This window comes from Nocardia sp. BMG51109 (assembly GCF_000526215.1).
Taxonomy (GTDB): Bacteria; Actinomycetota; Actinomycetes; order Mycobacteriales; family Mycobacteriaceae; genus Nocardia.
The window spans coordinates 133,654-151,742 of the sequence record NZ_JAFQ01000004.1 but is presented as its reverse complement, the minus strand read 5'-3'; the positions used below and the strand labels follow the sequence as shown (position 1 = coordinate 151,742).

At 66.9% G+C, this 18,089-nt stretch carries 16 protein-coding genes; 13 read left to right on the top strand and 3 right to left on the bottom strand.

Annotation, left to right across the window (positions count from 1 at the left end; translation table 11 throughout):
- The first annotated feature begins 85 nt into the window (after window positions 1-85).
- The 4 genes from D892_RS0102100 to D892_RS43385 all read left to right on the top strand — a co-directional run bounded on the left by D892_RS0102100 (window position 86) and on the right by D892_RS43385 (window position 4,293).
- Window positions 86-1,228 (top strand): IS110 family transposase, encoded by a 1,143-nt coding sequence (locus D892_RS0102100; RefSeq protein WP_036566633.1) that lies wholly within the window; start codon window positions 86-88, stop codon window positions 1,226-1,228.
- 696 nt (window positions 1,229-1,924) lie between these two features.
- Window positions 1,925-2,242 carry a hypothetical protein gene (locus tag D892_RS0102095; RefSeq protein WP_024799660.1) on the top strand — a complete coding sequence of 106 codons (318 nt, stop codon included), beginning with the start codon at window positions 1,925-1,927 and terminating at the stop codon, window positions 2,240-2,242.
- A gap of 18 nt (window positions 2,243-2,260) precedes the next feature.
- Window positions 2,261-3,496 (top strand): hypothetical protein, encoded by a 1,236-nt coding sequence (locus D892_RS46300; protein ID WP_156959337.1) that lies wholly within the window; start codon window positions 2,261-2,263, stop codon window positions 3,494-3,496.
- 26 nt (window positions 3,497-3,522) lie between these two features.
- Window positions 3,523-4,293, top strand: a complete 771-nt coding sequence (locus D892_RS43385) for a hypothetical protein (protein WP_024799658.1) — start codon at window positions 3,523-3,525, stop codon at window positions 4,291-4,293.
- A 155-nt stretch (window positions 4,294-4,448) separates the two neighbouring features.
- On the opposite strand, the gene D892_RS40175 is transcribed toward D892_RS43385, so the two are convergent.
- A complete protein-coding gene (locus D892_RS40175; protein WP_024799657.1) occupies window positions 4,449-5,549 on the bottom strand; it encodes a nucleoside hydrolase in 1,101 nt (366 codons plus the stop codon).
- A gap of 163 nt (window positions 5,550-5,712) precedes the next feature.
- Window positions 5,713-6,219 carry a hypothetical protein gene (locus tag D892_RS0102075; RefSeq protein WP_024799656.1) on the bottom strand — a complete coding sequence of 169 codons (507 nt, stop codon included), beginning with the start codon at window positions 6,217-6,219 and terminating at the stop codon, window positions 5,713-5,715.
- A 731-nt stretch (window positions 6,220-6,950) separates the two neighbouring features.
- On the opposite strand from D892_RS0102075, the gene D892_RS0102070 reads away from it, so the two are divergent.
- The 4 genes from D892_RS0102070 (at window position 6,951) to D892_RS0102055 (ending at window position 11,802) form a co-directional block, all read left to right on the top strand.
- Window positions 6,951-7,808 (top strand): helix-turn-helix transcriptional regulator, encoded by an 858-nt coding sequence (locus tag D892_RS0102070; protein WP_024799655.1) that lies wholly within the window; start codon window positions 6,951-6,953, stop codon window positions 7,806-7,808.
- A gap of 10 nt (window positions 7,809-7,818) precedes the next feature.
- The gene (locus tag D892_RS0102065; RefSeq protein ID WP_024799654.1) at window positions 7,819-8,196 is read left to right on the top strand and encodes a DUF397 domain-containing protein; all 378 of its coding nucleotides are present in this window, start codon (window positions 7,819-7,821) and stop codon (window positions 8,194-8,196) included.
- A 491-nt stretch (window positions 8,197-8,687) separates the two neighbouring features.
- Entirely contained in the window at window positions 8,688-10,961 is a 2,274-nt protein-coding gene (locus tag D892_RS49350; protein WP_051498954.1) for a glycosyltransferase family 39 protein, read from the top strand.
- Window positions 10,962-11,247: 286 nt separating this feature from the next.
- Entirely contained in the window at window positions 11,248-11,802 is a 555-nt protein-coding gene (locus D892_RS0102055; protein WP_024799652.1) for a hypothetical protein, read from the top strand.
- A 101-nt stretch (window positions 11,803-11,903) separates the two neighbouring features.
- Here the strand turns inward: D892_RS0102055 and D892_RS0102050 are convergent, their stop codons facing one another.
- Window positions 11,904-12,542 carry a TetR/AcrR family transcriptional regulator gene (locus D892_RS0102050; protein WP_024799651.1) on the bottom strand — a complete coding sequence of 213 codons (639 nt, stop codon included), beginning with the start codon at window positions 12,540-12,542 and terminating at the stop codon, window positions 11,904-11,906.
- A 97-nt stretch (window positions 12,543-12,639) separates the two neighbouring features.
- On the opposite strand from D892_RS0102050, the gene D892_RS0102045 reads away from it, so the two are divergent.
- The 5 genes from D892_RS0102045 to D892_RS40170 all read left to right on the top strand — a co-directional run bounded on the left by D892_RS0102045 (window position 12,640) and on the right by D892_RS40170 (window position 17,794).
- The gene (locus D892_RS0102045) at window positions 12,640-13,671 is read left to right on the top strand and encodes a hypothetical protein (protein WP_024799650.1); all 1,032 of its coding nucleotides are present in this window, start codon (window positions 12,640-12,642) and stop codon (window positions 13,669-13,671) included.
- 52 nt (window positions 13,672-13,723) lie between these two features.
- Window positions 13,724-14,131 carry a heme-binding protein gene (locus D892_RS0102040; protein WP_024799649.1) on the top strand — a complete coding sequence of 136 codons (408 nt, stop codon included), beginning with the start codon at window positions 13,724-13,726 and terminating at the stop codon, window positions 14,129-14,131.
- Between the two features lie 154 nt (window positions 14,132-14,285).
- Window positions 14,286-16,070: a thiamine pyrophosphate-requiring protein gene (locus D892_RS0102035; RefSeq protein ID WP_036566630.1), complete on the top strand. Its 1,785-nt coding sequence runs from the start codon at window positions 14,286-14,288 to the stop codon at window positions 16,068-16,070.
- Between the two features lie 142 nt (window positions 16,071-16,212).
- On the top strand, window positions 16,213-16,635 hold the full coding sequence (locus D892_RS0102030) for a group 1 truncated hemoglobin (RefSeq protein ID WP_024799647.1): 423 nt from the start codon (window positions 16,213-16,215) through the stop codon (window positions 16,633-16,635).
- A gap of 298 nt (window positions 16,636-16,933) precedes the next feature.
- A complete protein-coding gene (locus D892_RS40170) occupies window positions 16,934-17,794 on the top strand; it encodes a glycosyltransferase family 2 protein (RefSeq protein WP_024799646.1) in 861 nt (286 codons plus the stop codon).
- Window positions 17,795-18,089: the final 295 nt, after the last annotated feature.

Genomic DNA, 18,089 nt, shown 5'->3' with positions numbered 1-18,089 from the left:
GTGCCCTGGCTCGAAGTAGCGGTGCCTTCCCGCACGGATACCTGCACGTTGCGACGGAAGGATACCGGTGGGAGTCATCATCGGCATGGACCCGCACAAACGCTCGGTCACCATCGAAGTCATCGACCGCCACGAGAAGGTCCTCACGATCGGCCGCTACGGCACAGACAGTGCCGGCTTCTGCGAAATGCTCACTGCTGTCGAGGGTTTCGAGGGTCGTGTGTGGGCGATCGAGGGCTGCAACGGTATCGGGCGCCACCTGGCGCACCGGCTGGTCAGCGACGGCGAGACCGTGATCGATGTGCCAGCGAAACTCTCGGCGCGGGTGCGGGTGTTCGCCACCGGCAACGGCCGCAAGACCGATCCCGTGGATGCGCATTCGGTCGCGGTGGCGGCGTTACGGGCCCCGAACCTGCGCCGGGTGCAGGCCGATCCACAGCTGGAGGCACTCGGGATGCTGGTCGATCGGCGCGACGAACTCGGCCGGGTCCGCACCGAGCTGATCAACCGGATCCACCGGATGCTGCTCGAGCTGGTGCCCGGTGGTGCCAAGCGCTGGCTGTCGGCCCGCCAGGCTCGTGCCATGGTCGCAGGGGTCGCCCCGGCCGGGCCCGCGGTGCGGATGCGGCTGCGCGTGGTGGGCGAGCTGATCGACGACCTCGAGATCGTCGACGCTCGGATCAAGACTGCGAACAAAGAACTGCGGCAGCAGGTTGCCGCGACCGGGTCCACCCTGATGGAACTGCCCGGCATCGGACCTGCCGGCGCGGCCCGGCTACTCGCCGATGTCGGGGATATCCGCCGGTTCGCTACCCGAGACCGGTTCGCGTCCTGGAACGGCACCGCGCCCTTGGATGCGTCCTCGGGAGATCAGACGAGGCACCGGCTCTCCCGTGCCGGAAACCGTAAGATCAACCGGGCGCTGCACATCATGGCCGTGGTTCAACAGGGCGGCTACGGCGGCGGTCGCGACTACGTCAAGAAACGTAAAGCCGACGGCAAGACCCAGAAGGAAGCCCTGCGCGCCCTGAAACGACGCCTGTCCAACACCGTTTACACCCGCATGCTCGCCGACCAGCGCCGACGCGAGGAGGCAAGCCCGGGAGGGCAATCGGGGGCGACTACTGACTCCTGCGCGACCGGCTCGACCCCGTACACCGGTCCTTCGGATAGGCCACTGCCCGGACCTGCCATCCACCAGCCTAACGAATTACAAACTGCCCCTTGACGCGAAAGGGGTAGCCATTACCGGGCGCTGTGAGTAGCTGAAATGATCTCAGCGCGTTGATCTTTGCGATGCGCGCTGACGGTGGGATCCGGGCCGAGTCTCGGGAAGTCGGATTGCGTCGGCGATCGGGTCGGGGCCCCGTGTCGGGTTTCGGCGTGCCCGTGCAGGGCTGATTTCAGGGATCCTCGGTGTCGGGGATCCTCTCGAGGCTGCTGTGGCGGCAGTACATACGAATCCTTCATCGGTCGAGTTCGGCGTCTGTGGTTCACACCATGCGGCGGCCTCGCTCGCTGGGCGCAGCCCTTCCATGGGGCGACCCGATCCAGCTGGTAGCGGAGCCGGCGAGAGCCGGATAGCGAGCGGATATCCGCTGCGTCACAGTGCATTTCGATGGGATCGATCCATGGCAAGCTCAGTGTGGCCCGAGGCAGCGCCGCAGCCGATCGCATGATCACTCCGTGCGGCATGGCACCCAGCGCCAGCATGCACGGACCAACGCGGTCGTGGATGCCGGTCGCACCGAGTGCATGGCCCTGCACGTCGAAGATGCCGGACTGGCCCTTCGGCGATCGGTGTGTCTCTCGGGACGTCCGCTGGCTTCCGTTACGACTCGTCGCAGTGCCGGGGTCTCGTTCCTATTACCTTATGCCGTTGCGCCGCAAAGGGTATAGTCGTATCGGGATCAGGAGGGGGAGTATGGGGCTGAAGGTCGATCCAGTGACGTTGACCGACTGCGGTCGTGCACTCGCCTTCCTGGGTGATGACATCAAGGACACCAGACGGGTACCGCATTTGTATGCGGACGATTGCGTGAAGGCGATGCGGGATTCGCCGATGGCAGCAGCGCTAGCCGATGCTGACGGAGCAAGTACTCAGGCGAAAAATGTGGTGCAGAACCGCTACTACTGGATCGCTCATCTGCTCTATATGACAGCGAAGAACTTTCATGACACCGATGCGGAACTAGCCCTCTACCTGGCAGGAATGGGCGATCTGATCAAGGACGGCAAGTAGCTCGTGTGGAAACCGCAGTTGAAGGACCTCATCAGCTATTCCGGTACCGCAGGCCAATCGTTGGACGTTTCTGCGCTGCAGGCTGTGGCGACACGGGCCAGGGAGATCGAGAAGGGGCTCAGCGACACCACCGAGATTCTGCGCCGCCAGATCTACGACTTGGACTGGTCAGGTGCGGCGCGTCAGGCTGCGTCGAATCGGGCTGACCAGGAATATCAGGACGTGCGGAAGGTAGCGGCAGCGTACGGGCGGCTCGGCGAACTCTCCATCAATGCCTACAACGACATGTCCTATGCAGTTGCGTTCCTGACGGCGACCGCCCTCCAGTTGATGGCCGACGGATTCACGGTGGACCAGGACTGGACGGTCCACGCACCTGAGGGCGGCGACAAGGAGCGCGCAGCCAACGACACCACCAGCCTGAAGTCCCAGGCCGATCAGATCGGCACCGCCATGGAAAAGTGGGCGCCGCAGATCAAGGCGCTGATCGGGGAGTTACGCCAGTTCGCACCGGCGTCGGCGGGGAATTTCACCGTTGATCCGACCGAGATAACGGAGTTGAAAGGCCGCGGACCGGGCGCCGGACCACCATCGCTGCACGAGCAGTTGCTGGCCAAGTACAACGTCACATCCGACCCCAACGGGATGGTCATGTTTCCGGTAGACCCGGACAGTGCGATCGGAAAGTTGCTCGGCTCGATGGGGATCGAGCCGAAGGAGATCACCGCCGGTGAGGCAGACATGCTCGGACGGTTGAATTTGCACGGGGTTGCCGCTGCATACAGCATTGAGCAACTGGCTACCGACGGCGGCAAAGAGGTATTCAAGGGAGAGTTCCGCGCCGGCGGCGTCGGTGACGGGCATGCCGACGCCTTCCGGCATGCGTACTGGAACGCGATGCTGACCAAGGAGTTCGGGGAGGATTGGGCCAACGCGTACACCACCGCGCACGAGCGCACTGAAGATCCGGCCAAGACCCATGCCAGCGCGGAGGCTATGGATCTGTACAACAATGAGGTCGGCCGCCGGATCGCCATGCAGCATCCACACGCATCGAATACCGAGTTGTACACGCTCGTGAAACAGGCTGTGCTCGACGGGCAGACGGTTGTGCTCGATCCGAACGGAAAGCTGGCGCACAGCAATGAGGTTCGGTTGGGGTATACCGGTCAGGCGGATCATGAGCTGCCGGCTCGGGGTGGCCGCGATCCTGATGTGCGTCCCGGAAATCCGAAGAACGGAACTTACTGGTGAGAATGGGTGGGAAGGCGTTTCGGGGGATGGTTCTGGTGGCCGTTTCCCTGGTGATGGCTGGGCTGCTGAGTGCTTGCGGTAAACCCTGGCAGCCAGGGCTCGAGCAGGATCGGGAGCTGTCCGAGCGCTTGGATCGGTTGTGGCGCGACGGGGGGACGGCAGCACTGCATGATCTCGTCGGCGGGGACTGGGATCGGGTGCATATCTATCACCAGGAAGTGCTCGGCAAGGATCAGGTGGAGCGTGAGGTGGGTGCTTCGGTGCCGATGAAGGACACTTTCGATCGGCCGGGCGCGAGCGTGCTGGTATTCATGAAAGGCGTCGAGTTGCAACGGGCCCTGTGGGTGAGCGTTCCGCTACCCGCAGGTGTGCATTCGGTGGCGGTGACGGTCACCGCTCCCGGATATCCGGCGTATCTCGAGTTCGACGAGCCGGAACCGGCGGGCCCCCATCTGGTGGCGGATATCGAACTGGAGTCGAGACTCGACGGACTCGTGCGCGCGCGGGGCACTGCGCTGCTGCGGGATTTGACCGGCGGCGACTGGGACCGCGTATACATCCTCACCGCGAATGCCCGTGCGAGCGTGGAGGAATTCGTCGGCGCACCGGTCGAAATGGAGTCCGTGTTCACACATGAGGGCAGCATCCTGGTATTTCGCGCGGGCGATGCGGTTCAGCGCGCAACCTTCATCCCAGGATTCTTGCCGAAGGGAATCTACAGTTCCGCGGTGCGCGTCGACGGCACTGCGGGCATGCCCATGAACCCGACCTTGTCGGACCCCGAACCTCCCAAATAGCAGGTCTGTCGCGCATCTATGCTCGGTGCTCTGGTCGAGGGGCTGAGGGCATAGCCTGTGATGGGAACCCGAGTTCGAGGATTCCGTGTCGGTGGCCAGGCGGCGGAGTGGGAGGCCGTCGATGGTGCCGATGAAGGCTGTCGCCGCTTGGGATCTCACATATCCTTAATTCTTCGCCAGGGGGCAGCTCGGTCACGTTGAGCCTCAACAGCTTTGAATTGGGTGTAATGCGGATGAACTGGTTGGGTTCCGGCAGCGCTTCGCGTTTCGGCGAGTTGGCGCAACCCGGCGACCATCTCGGCGAGAGTGCCGAGCGTGTTGGTCCACATCGGTGGTCGAGCTGGTATTCGGTCGCGCAGAGTGGTCAGGACCCAGTTGACGAATCGTCCGTAGTCGGCGCCGGTCGACAGCCACGCGACATGATCAGTGCCAGGGGACATTCGGGAGTCCGGCGCCAGATGGAACTGCCGGCGTTCGAAGCTGACGCAGTCCATCCCGATGGCTGCCGTCATCGCCAGCGGGTCGTGCATTTTGCTGGCCGGGTAAAACTCCGAGAACCATTGATCTAGATGCAGCCGGACGAGGCCTGCCCACGGTTTGTCGGCCTCGGATGCAACGAGCAGTCGGTATATCGGGCTGTGTGCGTCGATGTCGATGGCTGTGGTGAAGGTGTGGTCGGACATCACCAGTGACACGTAGCGGGCGCGCGCCATGACCTCATGCACTGCCGGTGGGTCGAGCCGGAAGTTGTGTTCTGCCCGGCGTGGGTCGCGGTAGTTGAGTGCGCCGCCCATCTGCCACACGCGCAGGATCTGGTTCAGGTGCAGCGGATTACGTTGGGTTGCATCGGTTGTCAGCAGGTGGGCCAGGTCGGTCATCGGGCCGATGCCCAGATATCGCACCGGAGTGCGGTGCGGGTTCCAGCACACCGCCGCAACGGCCTGATACAGATCGGCCGCTCCGATTCCGATGCCGGATGGGGCCAGGCCGTCCGCGGCCCGGTAGCGGCTGTGCCCGAGTACTTGCCCCGGAACCACTCGTACGTCGTTGCGGCCGAGCAGCTTCAGCAGATGGCGTGCGAGTTCGGCTCGGCGGAAATCGGCGAACTCGTCGCTGGTGATGACCAGTTCCAGCCGTGGTTCGAGTAGCGTCAGCAGGATCAGTGCGAGCATGTCGTCGGGGTCGCCGCCGATGTCGGTCGACACGATCAGCGGCGTGTCCAGCAGTGCGCGTCGTGCCAGTTCGAGATCATCCACGCCCGGAACTCCTTCGCATCGGTGGCGGGGCATTTACGGTCGGTACCCGTCGTCGCTGCGCCCCGGCCGAATTCGGCCGGGGCGTGGACGCGCGGTGGCTGCGGCCAAGACCGCGCCGAGTCGGTCGGGCCGCGATGGCAGGTGCCGTTCGAGGTTCGAGGAGTCATCGCGCGAGATCTCGCTCCACGTACTCGATGCCGGGCCAGGCCTTCGGCAGGGCGATAGCCCCGGACAAGGCTCGTAGTCTGAATTCGCCGTAGGCGTCATGCATTTCCGCCAGGTGATCCCACGTTCGGTGTACGCGGAAGTCAGCGGGGGAGTAGTGCAGCAGCGCCCACCACGCCACCTCCCATGCCTCCGCCACGCGGCTGACCACGCCCCCGACGGAGTCCACGACCAGATACGCCCCCGGACATGGTCTCGGCAGTCGACCCGCGATCCAGCTGTCGATCTCGCCGGCAACGACACCGATCTGTGCTCGAAGCTGTTCTCCGGCAAGTGGATCGGCGACCAGTTCCCGGAATAGACACCCCAACCGGCGTGCGGCATCGGTCATCGGAGACCAGGCATCCAGATGCCCGCGGATCGCCAGCAACAGCACCTCCGGAACCGGAAACAGCTCAGCCTCTCCTGCTGGGGGCGCCGTACCGACCTGGTGCACGACGATCACCGCCGCCGCCCAGGCAGGAGTTGCTGTCGGTCGCTCGAGACGCCGGTCTCGCCGCAGACGACGTGAGCAGGACCGTTGGGTGCGTTCGTCATGGGCCGCGCGGCATCCTCGGCCAGATTTTGCTGCCATCCCTGGAGCGAGCCAACCGGCGACATATCGCTCACAGGGATCGACCTCATTTTCGGCCTGCCTGGATCAATCCGCGCGGCAGCCACAGGGAACTGCGCCGCGCCGGCTCGGATGGGTCCGGGACTTCGCAGTCCACGCCGAGAATTCCGGCGAGATCGCGGGTAGTGATCCCGAGCATCCTTGCACCACTATGGATTCCAGACCACCGAGGGTCGGACACCGGCGGTAGCTGCCGAAGCGTCTCGCCTGCCAGTGTTGCCGCAACCATCACGTCAGTGCTGACCGTGCGGCCCGGCAGCCAACGCGGAGTCCACGATTCGTGCCCGACATACAACGCCGATAACGGTTCGACGGTCACGGTTCCGGAGACGAGCTGCATGATTCAACCCCCTTGCCGATGGTCGCGGGGCCGACGTGGTCCCGCAGTGAGAGCGTCGGCTGCGCGGTTCCAGCTGAAGTGACGGCCGACACAGTTACGGTAATGCAGCAACATTTGCAGCGTCAACATCTACGACTGATGCTGCATTAGAAGTAGCATCTGCTATTGACGCAAGATGCAGCCCACCCTCGGCATAGCTGCACTGGTAGGGAAGGATCCACCTATGGCGCCGACGTCGCCCACAGTCGCAAAGTGGGAGCTCAAGCTGCGGTTGGGAAGACTCCGCGGCGAGTCCGGTCTCGACGATGCCGACGTCATGCGATCGGTTGGCATCTCGCGGCCGTACTGGTCGCAGATCTTCAACGGGTCGCGCATACCCACCGACGACAAACTCCGGGAACTCGGCAAGGCCTACGGGTGTGGCCACGACGAGCAGGACGAGCTCGTCGCTCTCCGCGCGATCGCCACGGAGAAGCGTGGATGGTGGAACAAGTACCCCGCGCTGATCAGGCCCGAGATGCAGCGCTTGTACGGACTCGAGTTCGGCGCGCACAGCATCCGCTGCTACAACAGCTTGCTGATTCCCGGCCTGCTGCAATCCGAGGGGTACGCGCGAACCATCATCGCCGCGAACACAAACATCCGACCGTTCGAAGTCGACCAGCACATTGCGGTACGCATGCAGCGACAGAGTCGGCTGACCGATGCGGACCCTCTCCACCTGACGGCCGTGTTCAGCCAAGCGGCTTTGATGCAGCAGACCGGCGGTCCCGACGTACTGCGAGAGCAGTTGCTCCATCTGGTCTCGCTCATCGAAGAGCATCCGGACACGATCGAGATCCGGATCATTCCGTTCACTGCCGCCGAAGGCACAGCTCTCGGTGGCTCAACCTTCCATCTGCTCGATTTCGACAGCCCTCAGCTACCAACGCTCGGATGGTCCGAGACACCTACGCGAGCCGACATCGTCGAGGACGAGTCCGAGGTCAACCGCCTGGTCTACGCATTTGCCCAGACCCTGACGCAATCGCTCAGTGCCGCAGAATCTCTGGCACTGATCAAGGAATTCGTGCGTGGGTAACATTCACATTATGAACGCTTACGAACCCACGCCGACCGGAAGATCCGGCTGGTTCAAGTCCACCTACTCCGACCACGGCAACGCCTGCGTCGAGGTGCGGTTCGCCGGCGAGGAAGTACTGATCCGCGACAGTAAGTATCAGGGCGATCAAGCCCAGCAGCCGACCATCGCCGTCCCTGCTTGCGCCTGGGGCCAGTTCCTCGCCATCGTGGCAGGCGAGACCAATACAACCGCCGCGCCCGGCATCCCGGACATCCTGCACGACACGCAATCTGGCGAAACGACTCTGCAAGATACGGCCGGTAGGACTCTCACCTTCACCCCCGCCGAGTGGGGTGCCTTCACCAGCGGCGTTCGCCTCGGCGAGTTTTCACCCGTCGCCGCCTGATGACAACCCAGCTGTAGCAGGTCGGCGAGTCGCCTCGGTCTACTCGCCTCCGTTCTCGACAGCTCTCCTCATGGTGCTGAGTGGAAGGCGTTGCACCAGTTGCGAATCGGAGAACTTGGCGATTCTCGACGGATGTGATGGTGTACGACCGCACCGCGCCTGTGGCGTAGCGGCTACGACGAAGGCACGCGACGCCGTCGCCCCGAGTACGGCCGGGGCGGATCAGCTCCCGGGAAAGCCGCGACTGAGTCGGCGCTGAGCGGTGGTGGCGAACCTTGGTTCATGTTTCCTCTCATCTTCGACGGCGTCGAGACCGCCGCACAGGAGCACGGCGCCGGGTGGGCGCCGTGACGTAAGGGTTACCGGTGGTGGGACTGGCCGGCTTTCGGATTGGTCTATCAGGGAGAACCCGGTGCGGGGTTGCGCGGCTCCCAGGGAATACACAGCCTGGCCCCAGGTGGCTTCCACCAATGCTGGGAAAGATCGGAACGGTGACTGCGACCGTACTGGCACCCGTGGATCTGCCCGCCGAGGACGCGCGTCCGGAAAATGGCCGGGCGCGGCTGTGGCGGCGGTTGTCGCTGGTGGGGCTGCTGGCGGTGACGGCGGTGCTGTATCTGTGGAATCTCGGGGCGAGTGGCTGGGCCAATCAGTTCTATGCGGCGGCGGTGCAGGCCGGGTCGACGAGCTGGAAGGCGATGCTGTTCGGGTCCAGTGATGCGGCCAATGCGATCACCGTGGACAAGATTCCGGGGGCGCTGTGGCCGATGGACCTGTCGGCGCGGTTGTTCGGGTTCAATTCGTGGAGTCTGCTGGTGCCGCAGGCGCTGGCGGGGGTGGCCGCGGTGGGCGTGCTGTACGCGACGGTGCGGCGGGTCGGCGGGCACTGGTCGGCGATATTCGCCGGTGCGGCGCTGGCGCTGACTCCGGTGGCGGCGTTGATGTTTCGGTACAACAACCCCGATGCGCTGCTGGTGCTGCTGCTGACGGTGGCCGCCTACTGCGTGCTACGGGCGATCGAGAAGGATTCCGCCGCTTGGTGGTTGCCGCTGGCCGGGGTGGCGGTCGGCTTCGGCTTCCTGACCAAGATGATGCAGGCGTTCCTGGTGCTGCCGGCCTTCGCGCTGGTGTATCTGCTTGCGGCACAGGTGCCGTGGCGGGCCCGGATCGTCCGGTCGGTGGCCGCGGTGCTCGCCCTGGTGGTGTCGGCGGGGTGGTATCTGGTGCTGGTCGAGCTGTGGCCGGCGGATTCCCGGCCCTACATCGGCGGTTCGCAGGACAACAGCATCGTAGAATTGACGTTGGGGTACAACGGTTTCGGGCGGCTCACCGGCAACGAGGTCGGCGGCCTGGGCAACACCAACTGGGACGCCGGGTGGGATCGCCTGTTCGGCAGCCAGATGGGCGGCCAGATCGCCTGGCTGCTGCCGGCGGCGCTGGTGCTGGGCGTGGCCGGGCTGTGGGCGCTGCGCCGGGCCCCGCGTACGGATGCCCGGCGGGCCGCGCTGCTGCTGTGGCTGGGCTGGCTGATCGTCACCGGCGCGGTGTTCAGTTTCTCCGACGGCATTCTGCATCCCTACTACACCGTGGCGCTGGCCCCGGCGATCGCCGGCGCGGTGGGCCTCGGCGCCGGCCTGATGTGGCAGCGGCGCAAGGATATTCGGGCCGCCGCCGTGCTGTCCGGGGCGCTGGTCGTCACTGTCGTGCTCGCCTACGAGCTGCTGCGCCGCGCCTCGGACTGGTTGTCCTGGTTGGCGCCCGCGATCGTGGTGGTCGGCGTGCTCGCGGCCGTGCTGCTGTTGGCGCAGACCCGGCTGCCGAAGGCCGTCGCCGTCGTCGCGGTCACCGGGGCGCTCGTCGCGGGTCTGGCGGGCCCGGCTGCTTACACGCTGGCCACGGTGTCTACCACGCAATCCGGTGCGATGCCGTCCGCGGGACCGGCGGGTGTCGGCTTCCCCGGACCGGGTGGCGGCCCGCGCCGGGACGGAGGCGGTCCCGGGATGCACGGCCGGGGTGGTCCGGCAATGCACGGCCGCGCCGGTGCGGCCACTCCATCGGGTACGGACGGTACCGCCGGACAATCGGGAACTGCGGGGCAGCCCGGTGCGGCCGGTACTGCGGGGCAGTCGGGTGCGGCCGGTACTGCGGGGCAGTCGGGTGCGGCCGGTACTGCGGGGCAGTCGGGTGCGGCCGGTACTGCGGGGCAGTCGGGTGCGGCCGGTACTGCGGGGCAGTCGGGTGCGGCCGGGACCGCTGAACAGTCCGGCGCTGCGGGTCAACCGGGAACGGCCGGGACCGCCGGGCAGTCCCGCACGACCGGTGCCGCCGGACAGCAGGGCACGGCCGACCCCGGCGGCACGACCGGTCGGACCGGCGGCGCACCGATGGGTGGACCGTTCGGCTCGACGAAGCCCGGCGCGAACCTCGTCACGGCGCTCCAGGCCGATGCGGGCGACTACACCTGGGCCGCCGCCGTGATCGGTTCCGACAACGCCGCCGGATACCAGCTGGCCATCGACTCTCCGGTGATGGCGATGGGCGGGTACAACGGCACCGATCCGTCACCCACGCTGGAACGGTTCGAACAGTATGTGGCGCAACACGAGATCCACTACTTCATCGACGGCTCGGTGATGTTCGGGATGCGCGGCGCCACCAGCGGCAGCCGAGCCTCCGGCGAGATCGCCGCCTGGGTGCGCGAACGTTTCACCGCACAGACCATCGACAGCGTCACCGTGTACGACCTGACCGCTCCGCGGGAATGAGCCGGGCGGAGCGACCGAATTCCCCGCAACGGCCGGGTCGGCGTCGAGAAACCGCCGGACAACAGGCGCCGAATCGTCGGCGACAGCTCACGACCACACGATTCACCGTCCACACCCGCACCGCCGGGAGCCGACACTATCGCGGCCGCGTGGTTGCCGACATGGACCGAAGTAGGAGCCGGTATCGGCCCGGCGGCCGATGTGGTGGGACGGCGCGGGCCGCCGGCCGTGGGCCGGGCGCCTCGAAGATCTGCCACTTGTCCGTTCCGGCAGGTATTTTGGAGGCGTGTCGGACCGGGGGATCGTGTACAAGCCGGATGCGGATGATCCCAAGCGAGTGAAGCTGTCCAGGGGCTTGCCGGCGGGTATCTCTCGGGCGGAGATCACCTTCCGGGTCGAGGGCGGTCTGCGCGGCACCCGCGTGGTGCGGCGCTCGGAGGCGGCCTTCGCCCATCTCCGGACGGGCACCGACCGGATGTACGAGGGGGAGTGGAGCGAGGCCGAGTGGCTGACGCCCGATTCGGCCATGCGCTACATCCACCAGGCGCAGCGCCGGATCGACCACGAGGACAACGAGATTCGCCGCAGGCGCGAGTCGGTGGACCTGTCCTGCCCGTGGTGCGCGCGGCAGCGCACCTACATCGGCGTCCTGGGCTTCGTGACCGCGGAGACCGGCTGGCTGACCGACCACCCGAGCGAATGGGGCCAGCAGGTCGTCAAGCAGCACGCGTACCGCTGCGATCGGTGCGGATCGATGATGTTCTTCGCCGACGGATTCCTGGCGCATCCCCTGCCCGGCCGCCCGGCCACCGGCGAGCCCGATCGTCCGCCACCGAGCTGATGCCCTCGGCTGCCGGGGCCCGCTCCAGGACGGCGTCGAGGCTCGGCAAGGTATCGCGCAGCTCGTCGAGGGTCGAGGCGGCTCACCGCCGTGCTTGCTGATCACCGCCGTGCTTGCTGCTCGGCGGCGTCGAGTGCGGGCTCCAAGGGGTCGAGCGCGGTCCGGAGCAGGTCCGGTAGCGACCCCGACATCACGACGAGACCTGTTGCGCGCGAACCGGTTGCGGGTTGCAGCCATCGTTCCAGGGCGACGCGCACCGCGGCGGTCACGGCGGCCGCCAGCACCCGGGCGGTGTGTTCGCCGGTGGTGCCGAGCCGCCCCGCGATCGCGTCGGCCAGGGGCACCTCCATCGCGGCGGTCGTGCCGGTGAACGCCGCGCGCAGCGTGTCGCTGGTGGTGATCAGCAGCAGCGCCTCGCGGCCGGACGCGCCGGCGTCGGTGTACTGCTCCACGATCGCGTCGGTGACCGCGGCGGCGAGCCGGACGCCGGGCGGCCGGGCCGCCACCGCCGCCGCCACCCGGGCCTCTCGCTCGGCGGTGACGGCGGCGACGATCGCCTGCTCGCGACTGGAGAAGTAGTTGTTGTAGGTCCGCGGTGAGACGCCGGCCGCCTCGGCGATCTCCTCGACGCGCACATTCTCCGGTCCCCGTTCGAGGGCCAGTCGCAGCGCGGCCGCCCGCAGCGCCTCGCGGGTGGCCTGTTTCTTCCGCTCGCGCAGACCCGGCCGGTTCGTCGTCACGGGACCATCATGCCCGATAAAGGTGCTTACGCGAAAAATTGCGTGCACGCAAGTTTGTGGATAGCCTGGGACGGCACCGACGGAAAGGACCGAGCGCATGCGGGGCAAGGGAATGACCTACGACACGGGCTTCATCAGGGGCGGCGACACCTCCCGGAAGCTCTTCGACCGCGAGACGGTCGCCCGGGAACTGGCGATCATCCGAGACGACCTGCACTGCAACGCCGTTCAGATCACCGGCGGCGATCCGGACCGGCTCGACCTGGCCGCCGCCTGCGCCGCCGAACTCGGGCTGGAGATCTGGTACTCGCCCTACCCGCTGGAGTCGACGCCCGGCGAAATCCTGGCGCTGTTCGCCGACTGCGCGGCGCGGGCCGAGCGGTTCCGGGAGTCCGGTGCCGAGGTCGTCTTCGTCGCCGGTGTCGAACTGAGCCTGATGAATCGCGGCTTCCTGCCCGGCGACACTGTGCCGGACCGGCTCGACGGCCTGCTGAACGCCGACGACCGACAGGAGCGGATCACCGAGATGCGCACGCGGCTCGACGATTTCCTCGCCGAGGCCGTGGCGGTGGTGCGCGCACGTTTCGGGGGCCGGATCACCTACGCCTGCGTGCCGTTGGAGAACGTGGACTGGGCGCCCTTCGACATCATGTCGGTCGAGCTCATCCGGTCCGCCCAGGTGGCCGATCACTACCAGGAGGGCGTGCGCAGCCTGGTCGCGCGGGGAAAGCCGGTCGCCATCACCGGATTCGGCGCGGCCACCTGGCGCGGTGCGGGCGATGCGGGCGCGCGCGGCATGGAGATCGCCGAGTACTCGGACACCGGTGCGCCGATTCGCCTGAACGGGAACTACATTCGCGACGAGGAGGGCCAGGCCCGGTGTCTGCGTGAGGTACTGGAGATCTTCGAGGCCGAAGGCGTCGACAGCGCCTTCGTATTCCTCTTCGCGCTCTACGACTTTCCGCACCGCCCCGACGGCGATCCGCGCGACGATCTCGACCTCGCCGGCTTCGGCATCGTCAAGGTGCTGGAGGGGCGGCACGGCGAGACCTATCCCGACATGCCCTGGGAACCCAAGGCGGCCTTCACCGCCGTCGCCGAGCACTACCGCGACCATCCCGCGCCATGACGGATCGGTGTCGAAGCGTGACCTCGGCGGCCGGCGATGCGAGGATACGCCCATGGCGATTTCTCTGGGGGAGGCCGACCGCGTGATCGCGGCGGGACGGGAGGCGGCTGTCGAGCGGGGGGAGCTGGTCTCGCTCGCGGTGGTGGAGCCCGGCGGCACCCTGGTGTCGTTCGCCCGGATGGACGGTGCGCCCACGTTCACGGTGGATTCCGCGAAACGCAAGGCGGACTTGGCCGTTGCGCTCGGATTCGACACCGTGCACATGTCCGCGCCGGGGGCGGAGGGGCAACCGCTGTTCGGCGGACCGGCACCGTCGGGCGTGCCCGCGCTGGTCCCCAACGGGGGCGGCGTGATCATCCGGGCGGACGGGCGGGTCATCGGCGCGCTGGGCGTCTCCGGTGCGGAATTCTCGATCACCGATCACCAGATCGGCACCGCCGCCGTCGAGCGGCTGAGCTGACCGCACCCGGCCCACGCGGCTGGTCCGAATTGTGCACGGGGAGTGTGCCCGGGCCGGGCACACCCGTGATTGACCCACCGGTTCGCGGGTATCCGCGCGAATACGCCAGGACGCTCGGTACGGGCAGGACCACGCGACAGGGACAGGAGGGGCGATGGCTCAGCAACAAGTGGGCGACCACATCGTGCGGCGGCTGCGGGAATGGAACGTCGACCAGGTCTTCGGCTATCCCGGCGACGGGATCAACGGCCTGGTGGCGGCGTTCGGCCGCGCCGACGACGAGCCGGCGTTCATCCAGGCGCGGCACGAGGAGATGGCGGCGTTCCAGGCCGTCGGATACGCGAAGTTCAGCGGCCGGGTCGGGGTGTGCGCGGCGACGTCCGGTCCGGGTGCCGTCCACCTGCTCAACGGGTTGTACGACGCCAAGCTCGATCACGTCCCGGTGGTCGCGCTCGTCGGGCAGACCGCGCGCAGCGCCATGGGCGGCAGCTATCAGCAGGAGATCGACCTGCAGAGCCTGTACAAGGATGTCGCGAGCGACTACCTGGTCGAGGTCAACGTCTCCGAGCAGCTGCCGAACGCGCTGGACCGCGCGATCCGGGTCGCGATGACGCGCCGCGCGCCGACCGCGGTGATCATTCCCGCCGACCTGCAGGAGGAGCCCTACGAGCCGCCGACGCACGAATTCAAGCAGGTCCCGTCGAGCCCGCCCGGTCCGATCCGGTCGACGGTGATGCCGCCGTCCGACGAGATCCGCCGCGCCGCGGAGATCGTCGACGCCGGATCCAAGGTGGCGATCCTGGTCGGCCAGGGCGCCCGCGGGGCGGCGGCCGAGATCGCCGAGCTGGCCGGCCGCACCGGCGCCGGCGTGGCCAAGGCGCTGCTGGGCATGGATGTGCTGCCCGACGATCTGCCGTACGTCACCGGCCCGATCGGACTGCTCGGCAGCCGCCCCAGCTACGAGCTGATGCGCGATTGCGACACCCTGCTCATCATCGGCTCGAACTTCCCGTACTCACAGTTCCTGCCCGATTTCCGGCAGGCCCGGGCGGTGCAGATCGATATCGATGGCACCTTCATAGGGATGCGCTACCCGACCGAGGTGAATCTGGTCGGTGACGCCAAGACCACTGTCGCCGAATTGAATTCGATGGTCCGGCGCAAGGAGGACCGGTCCTGGCGGGAGACGATCGAGGACAATGTGGCGCGCTGGTGGCAGGTCGTGGAGCGGCAGTCGATGCTGGCGGCCGACCCGGTCAATCCGATGCGGGTGGTGTGGGAGCTGTCGCGGCGGGTCCCCGAGAACGCGATAGTCACCGCCGATTCCGGCTCGTCCACCAACTGGTACGCCCGGTGCCTGCGGATGCGCGGGGATATGCGCGGGTCGCTGTCGGGCACGCTGGCCACGATGGGCCCGGGCGTCCCGTATGCGATCGGGGCGAAGTTCGCCCATCCCGACCGCCCGGCGATCGCACTGGTCGGCGACGGCGCCATGCAGATGAACGGCATGGGGGAGCTGCTCACCGTGGCCCGCTACCGGCAGCGGTGGCCGGATCCGCGGCTGGTCGTCTGCGTCTTCCACAACAACGACCTCAACCAGGTCACCTGGGAGCTGCGCGCGATGGGCGGGGCGCCGAAATTCGAAGAGTCCCAGGACCTTCCGGACGTCTCGTACGCCGATATGGCGCGCTGCGCCGGATGGTCCGCCCTCGCCGTCGACGATCCGGACGAACTCGGTCCCGCCTGGGACCGCGCCCTGAGCGCCGACGAGCCCGTGCTGCTCGACGTTCGCTGCGATCCGGAGATGCCGCCGATCCCGCCGCACGCGACCTGGGAGCAGATGAAGGACACCGCCGAGGCGCTGCTGCGAGGCGACCCCGAGGCCCGGCATCTGGTCTTGCAAGGGGCGAAAACCAAGGCGCAGGAGTTCCTGCCGTGACGGAGTCGTTCCTGCCGTGGCGGGATCCTCACAGCGGGCCCGGCCCCGCTGTGAGTGTGAGGTAACGCACAGGTGCTGACCGAAAAACCGCCGCGACCGGCAACTAACGTCCGCGAAACCGCTCGGTGCTGTCCTGTGAACCATGGGTATCACATCATGGTTCAAATCCGGTAAGGCCGAGTCGGCGGCGGCCGCCGTCGCCGAGCCCGGCACCATCTACGACCAGATCGGTGGCCACGAGGCGATCGAGGCGGTGGTCGAGGACTTCTACGTCCGGGTGCTCGCGGACGCGCAGCTGGCGCCGTTCTTCAGCGGCACCAACATGTCCCGGTTGAAGGGCCGCCAGGTGGAGTTCTTCGCCGCGGCACTCGGCGGTCCCGAGCCGTATACCGGTGCCCCGATGAAACAAGTTCATCAGGGCCGGGGAATCACCATGGACCATTTCAATCTGGTCGCCGGGCATCTCACCAATGCGCTGACCGATGCCGGTGTGCCCCCAGAACTGGTGGCACAGATTATTGCGGCAATTGCGCCGCTGGCCGACGACATCGCCTCGGGAAGCTGATAATCGGACCGCCGATTCGGACAAATCGATACGTTGCCACGGAGTTCTCCACAGCCCGGTCCGTGGCACATCGATGCAGGTCGGAAAGGATTCGGTAGGACGGAGGCGGAGCCCGGCCGACTCGCCTTCCGGTTCGTCTGATATGGGATCGTGATGTCACCTTTGATTTCCGCTCCGGACCGGCCGCACTCCTGCCGCGCTGCCGCGGAGTGGTTTTCGCCGCAGTGCGGCTTCCGCATGAAAGGGGTAGGGTCGAGCGCCCACTTATTTCGAAGGGAGTGCTGTCCTGAGCGCGCGATTGGTTTCTGTTGTCGTCCCGGCTCATGTCACCTCGATCGAGAGCAGGAAGCTGCTCGACGTCGAACTCGATGCCCTTGCCGGACAGGATCATTCCGGCAGCTTCGAGGTGATCGTCGCTGACAACGACTCCCCGGTCGGGCTGCGCGAGCACATCGAGGGTCATTCGCTACGAGACCGCCTGAACCTCCGGTACGTCGATGCGTCCGGAGCGCGGGGCGCGGCGCATGCCCGCAACGTCGGCGCCGAGCAGGCGAGCGGCGAGATCCTGCTGTTCTGCGACCATGACGACTGGGTGTATCCGGAGTGGATGCGCCGCCTGATCGCCTTTCTGGAGACCGGATACGACCTGGTGAGTTCGGCCGTCGAGGGCCGCACGCTCAACAGGCACAACCCGCGCAAGGTCGCGGAGGTCCCCCCGCCCGAGTCCTTCCAGCCGGCGGGCGTGGCGGTGCCGGTGGTGGTCGCGGGGAGCATGGCCTGCCGCGCCGAGGTCTATCGGAAGACCGGCGGCCTGGACGAGACCTACCCCGCCAACGAGGATGTCGAATTCGGCTGGCGCGTACACCGTCAGGGTTACCGCGTCGGCTATCTGCCCGCCGCCCTGGTCGCCTACCGCTACCGCCGCGGCTTCCGCGCCGGCCTGCGCCAGGGCCGCCCCCGCGGCCGCGGCCTGGCCCGCCTGCACGCCGACTACCCCGGCAACGGCCTCCCCGAAATCCACCTGCCGATACTCCTGCGCGACCTCATGGGCCTGACGGTCGCCCGCGGCCTCACCGGCGAGGAACGAGGGCTCCTGATGGGCATTCTGCTGGGCCAGCTGACCGGCGGCCTGCGCCATCGAACCCTCCACTGGCGCTAGGCAATTCGCGTTCCGCGTGCCGGTCGGCAGCGTCTCGTCACGACCGGGTTCGAGAGGGTCGTGCTCGTTTCGGCCTCTCGGTTCCGTTCGGCCGGTTGATCATCGAGCGGAAGGTCTCGACGGTGTCCAGGACCGCGAGCCGGCACTATGGACAGAATGAACCGCCCCGAAGCGTGGAGAGTGTGGGAGTCACTGGTTCGGGGCGGTTCCGGTGGATCTTCCGGGCGGGTGAAGATCCGAATCGAGCCTACGATGATCACGATCGGTAATGAAGTGCTGTGAGGGCCATTTCATC

Excerpts from the sequence above, each read along its gene's own strand:
- D892_RS0102100 (WP_036566633.1), top strand. The coding sequence starts at position 86 with ATGGACCCGCACAAACGCTCGGTCACCATCGAAGTCATCGACCGCCAC.
- D892_RS0102095 (WP_024799660.1), top strand. The coding sequence starts at position 1,925 with ATGGGGCTGAAGGTCGATCCAGTGACGTTGACCGACTGCGGTCGTGCA.
- D892_RS43385 (WP_024799658.1), top strand. The coding sequence starts at position 3,523 with ATGGTTCTGGTGGCCGTTTCCCTGGTGATGGCTGGGCTGCTGAGTGCT.
- D892_RS0102070 (WP_024799655.1), top strand. The coding sequence starts at position 6,951 with ATGGCGCCGACGTCGCCCACAGTCGCAAAGTGGGAGCTCAAGCTGCGG.
- D892_RS0102065 (WP_024799654.1), top strand. The coding sequence starts at position 7,819 with ATGAACGCTTACGAACCCACGCCGACCGGAAGATCCGGCTGGTTCAAG.
- D892_RS0102045 (WP_024799650.1), top strand. The coding sequence starts at position 12,640 with ATGCGGGGCAAGGGAATGACCTACGACACGGGCTTCATCAGGGGCGGC.
- D892_RS0102040 (WP_024799649.1), top strand. The coding sequence starts at position 13,724 with ATGGCGATTTCTCTGGGGGAGGCCGACCGCGTGATCGCGGCGGGACGG.
- D892_RS0102035 (WP_036566630.1), top strand. The coding sequence starts at position 14,286 with ATGGCTCAGCAACAAGTGGGCGACCACATCGTGCGGCGGCTGCGGGAA.
- D892_RS0102030 (WP_024799647.1), top strand. The coding sequence starts at position 16,213 with ATGGGTATCACATCATGGTTCAAATCCGGTAAGGCCGAGTCGGCGGCG.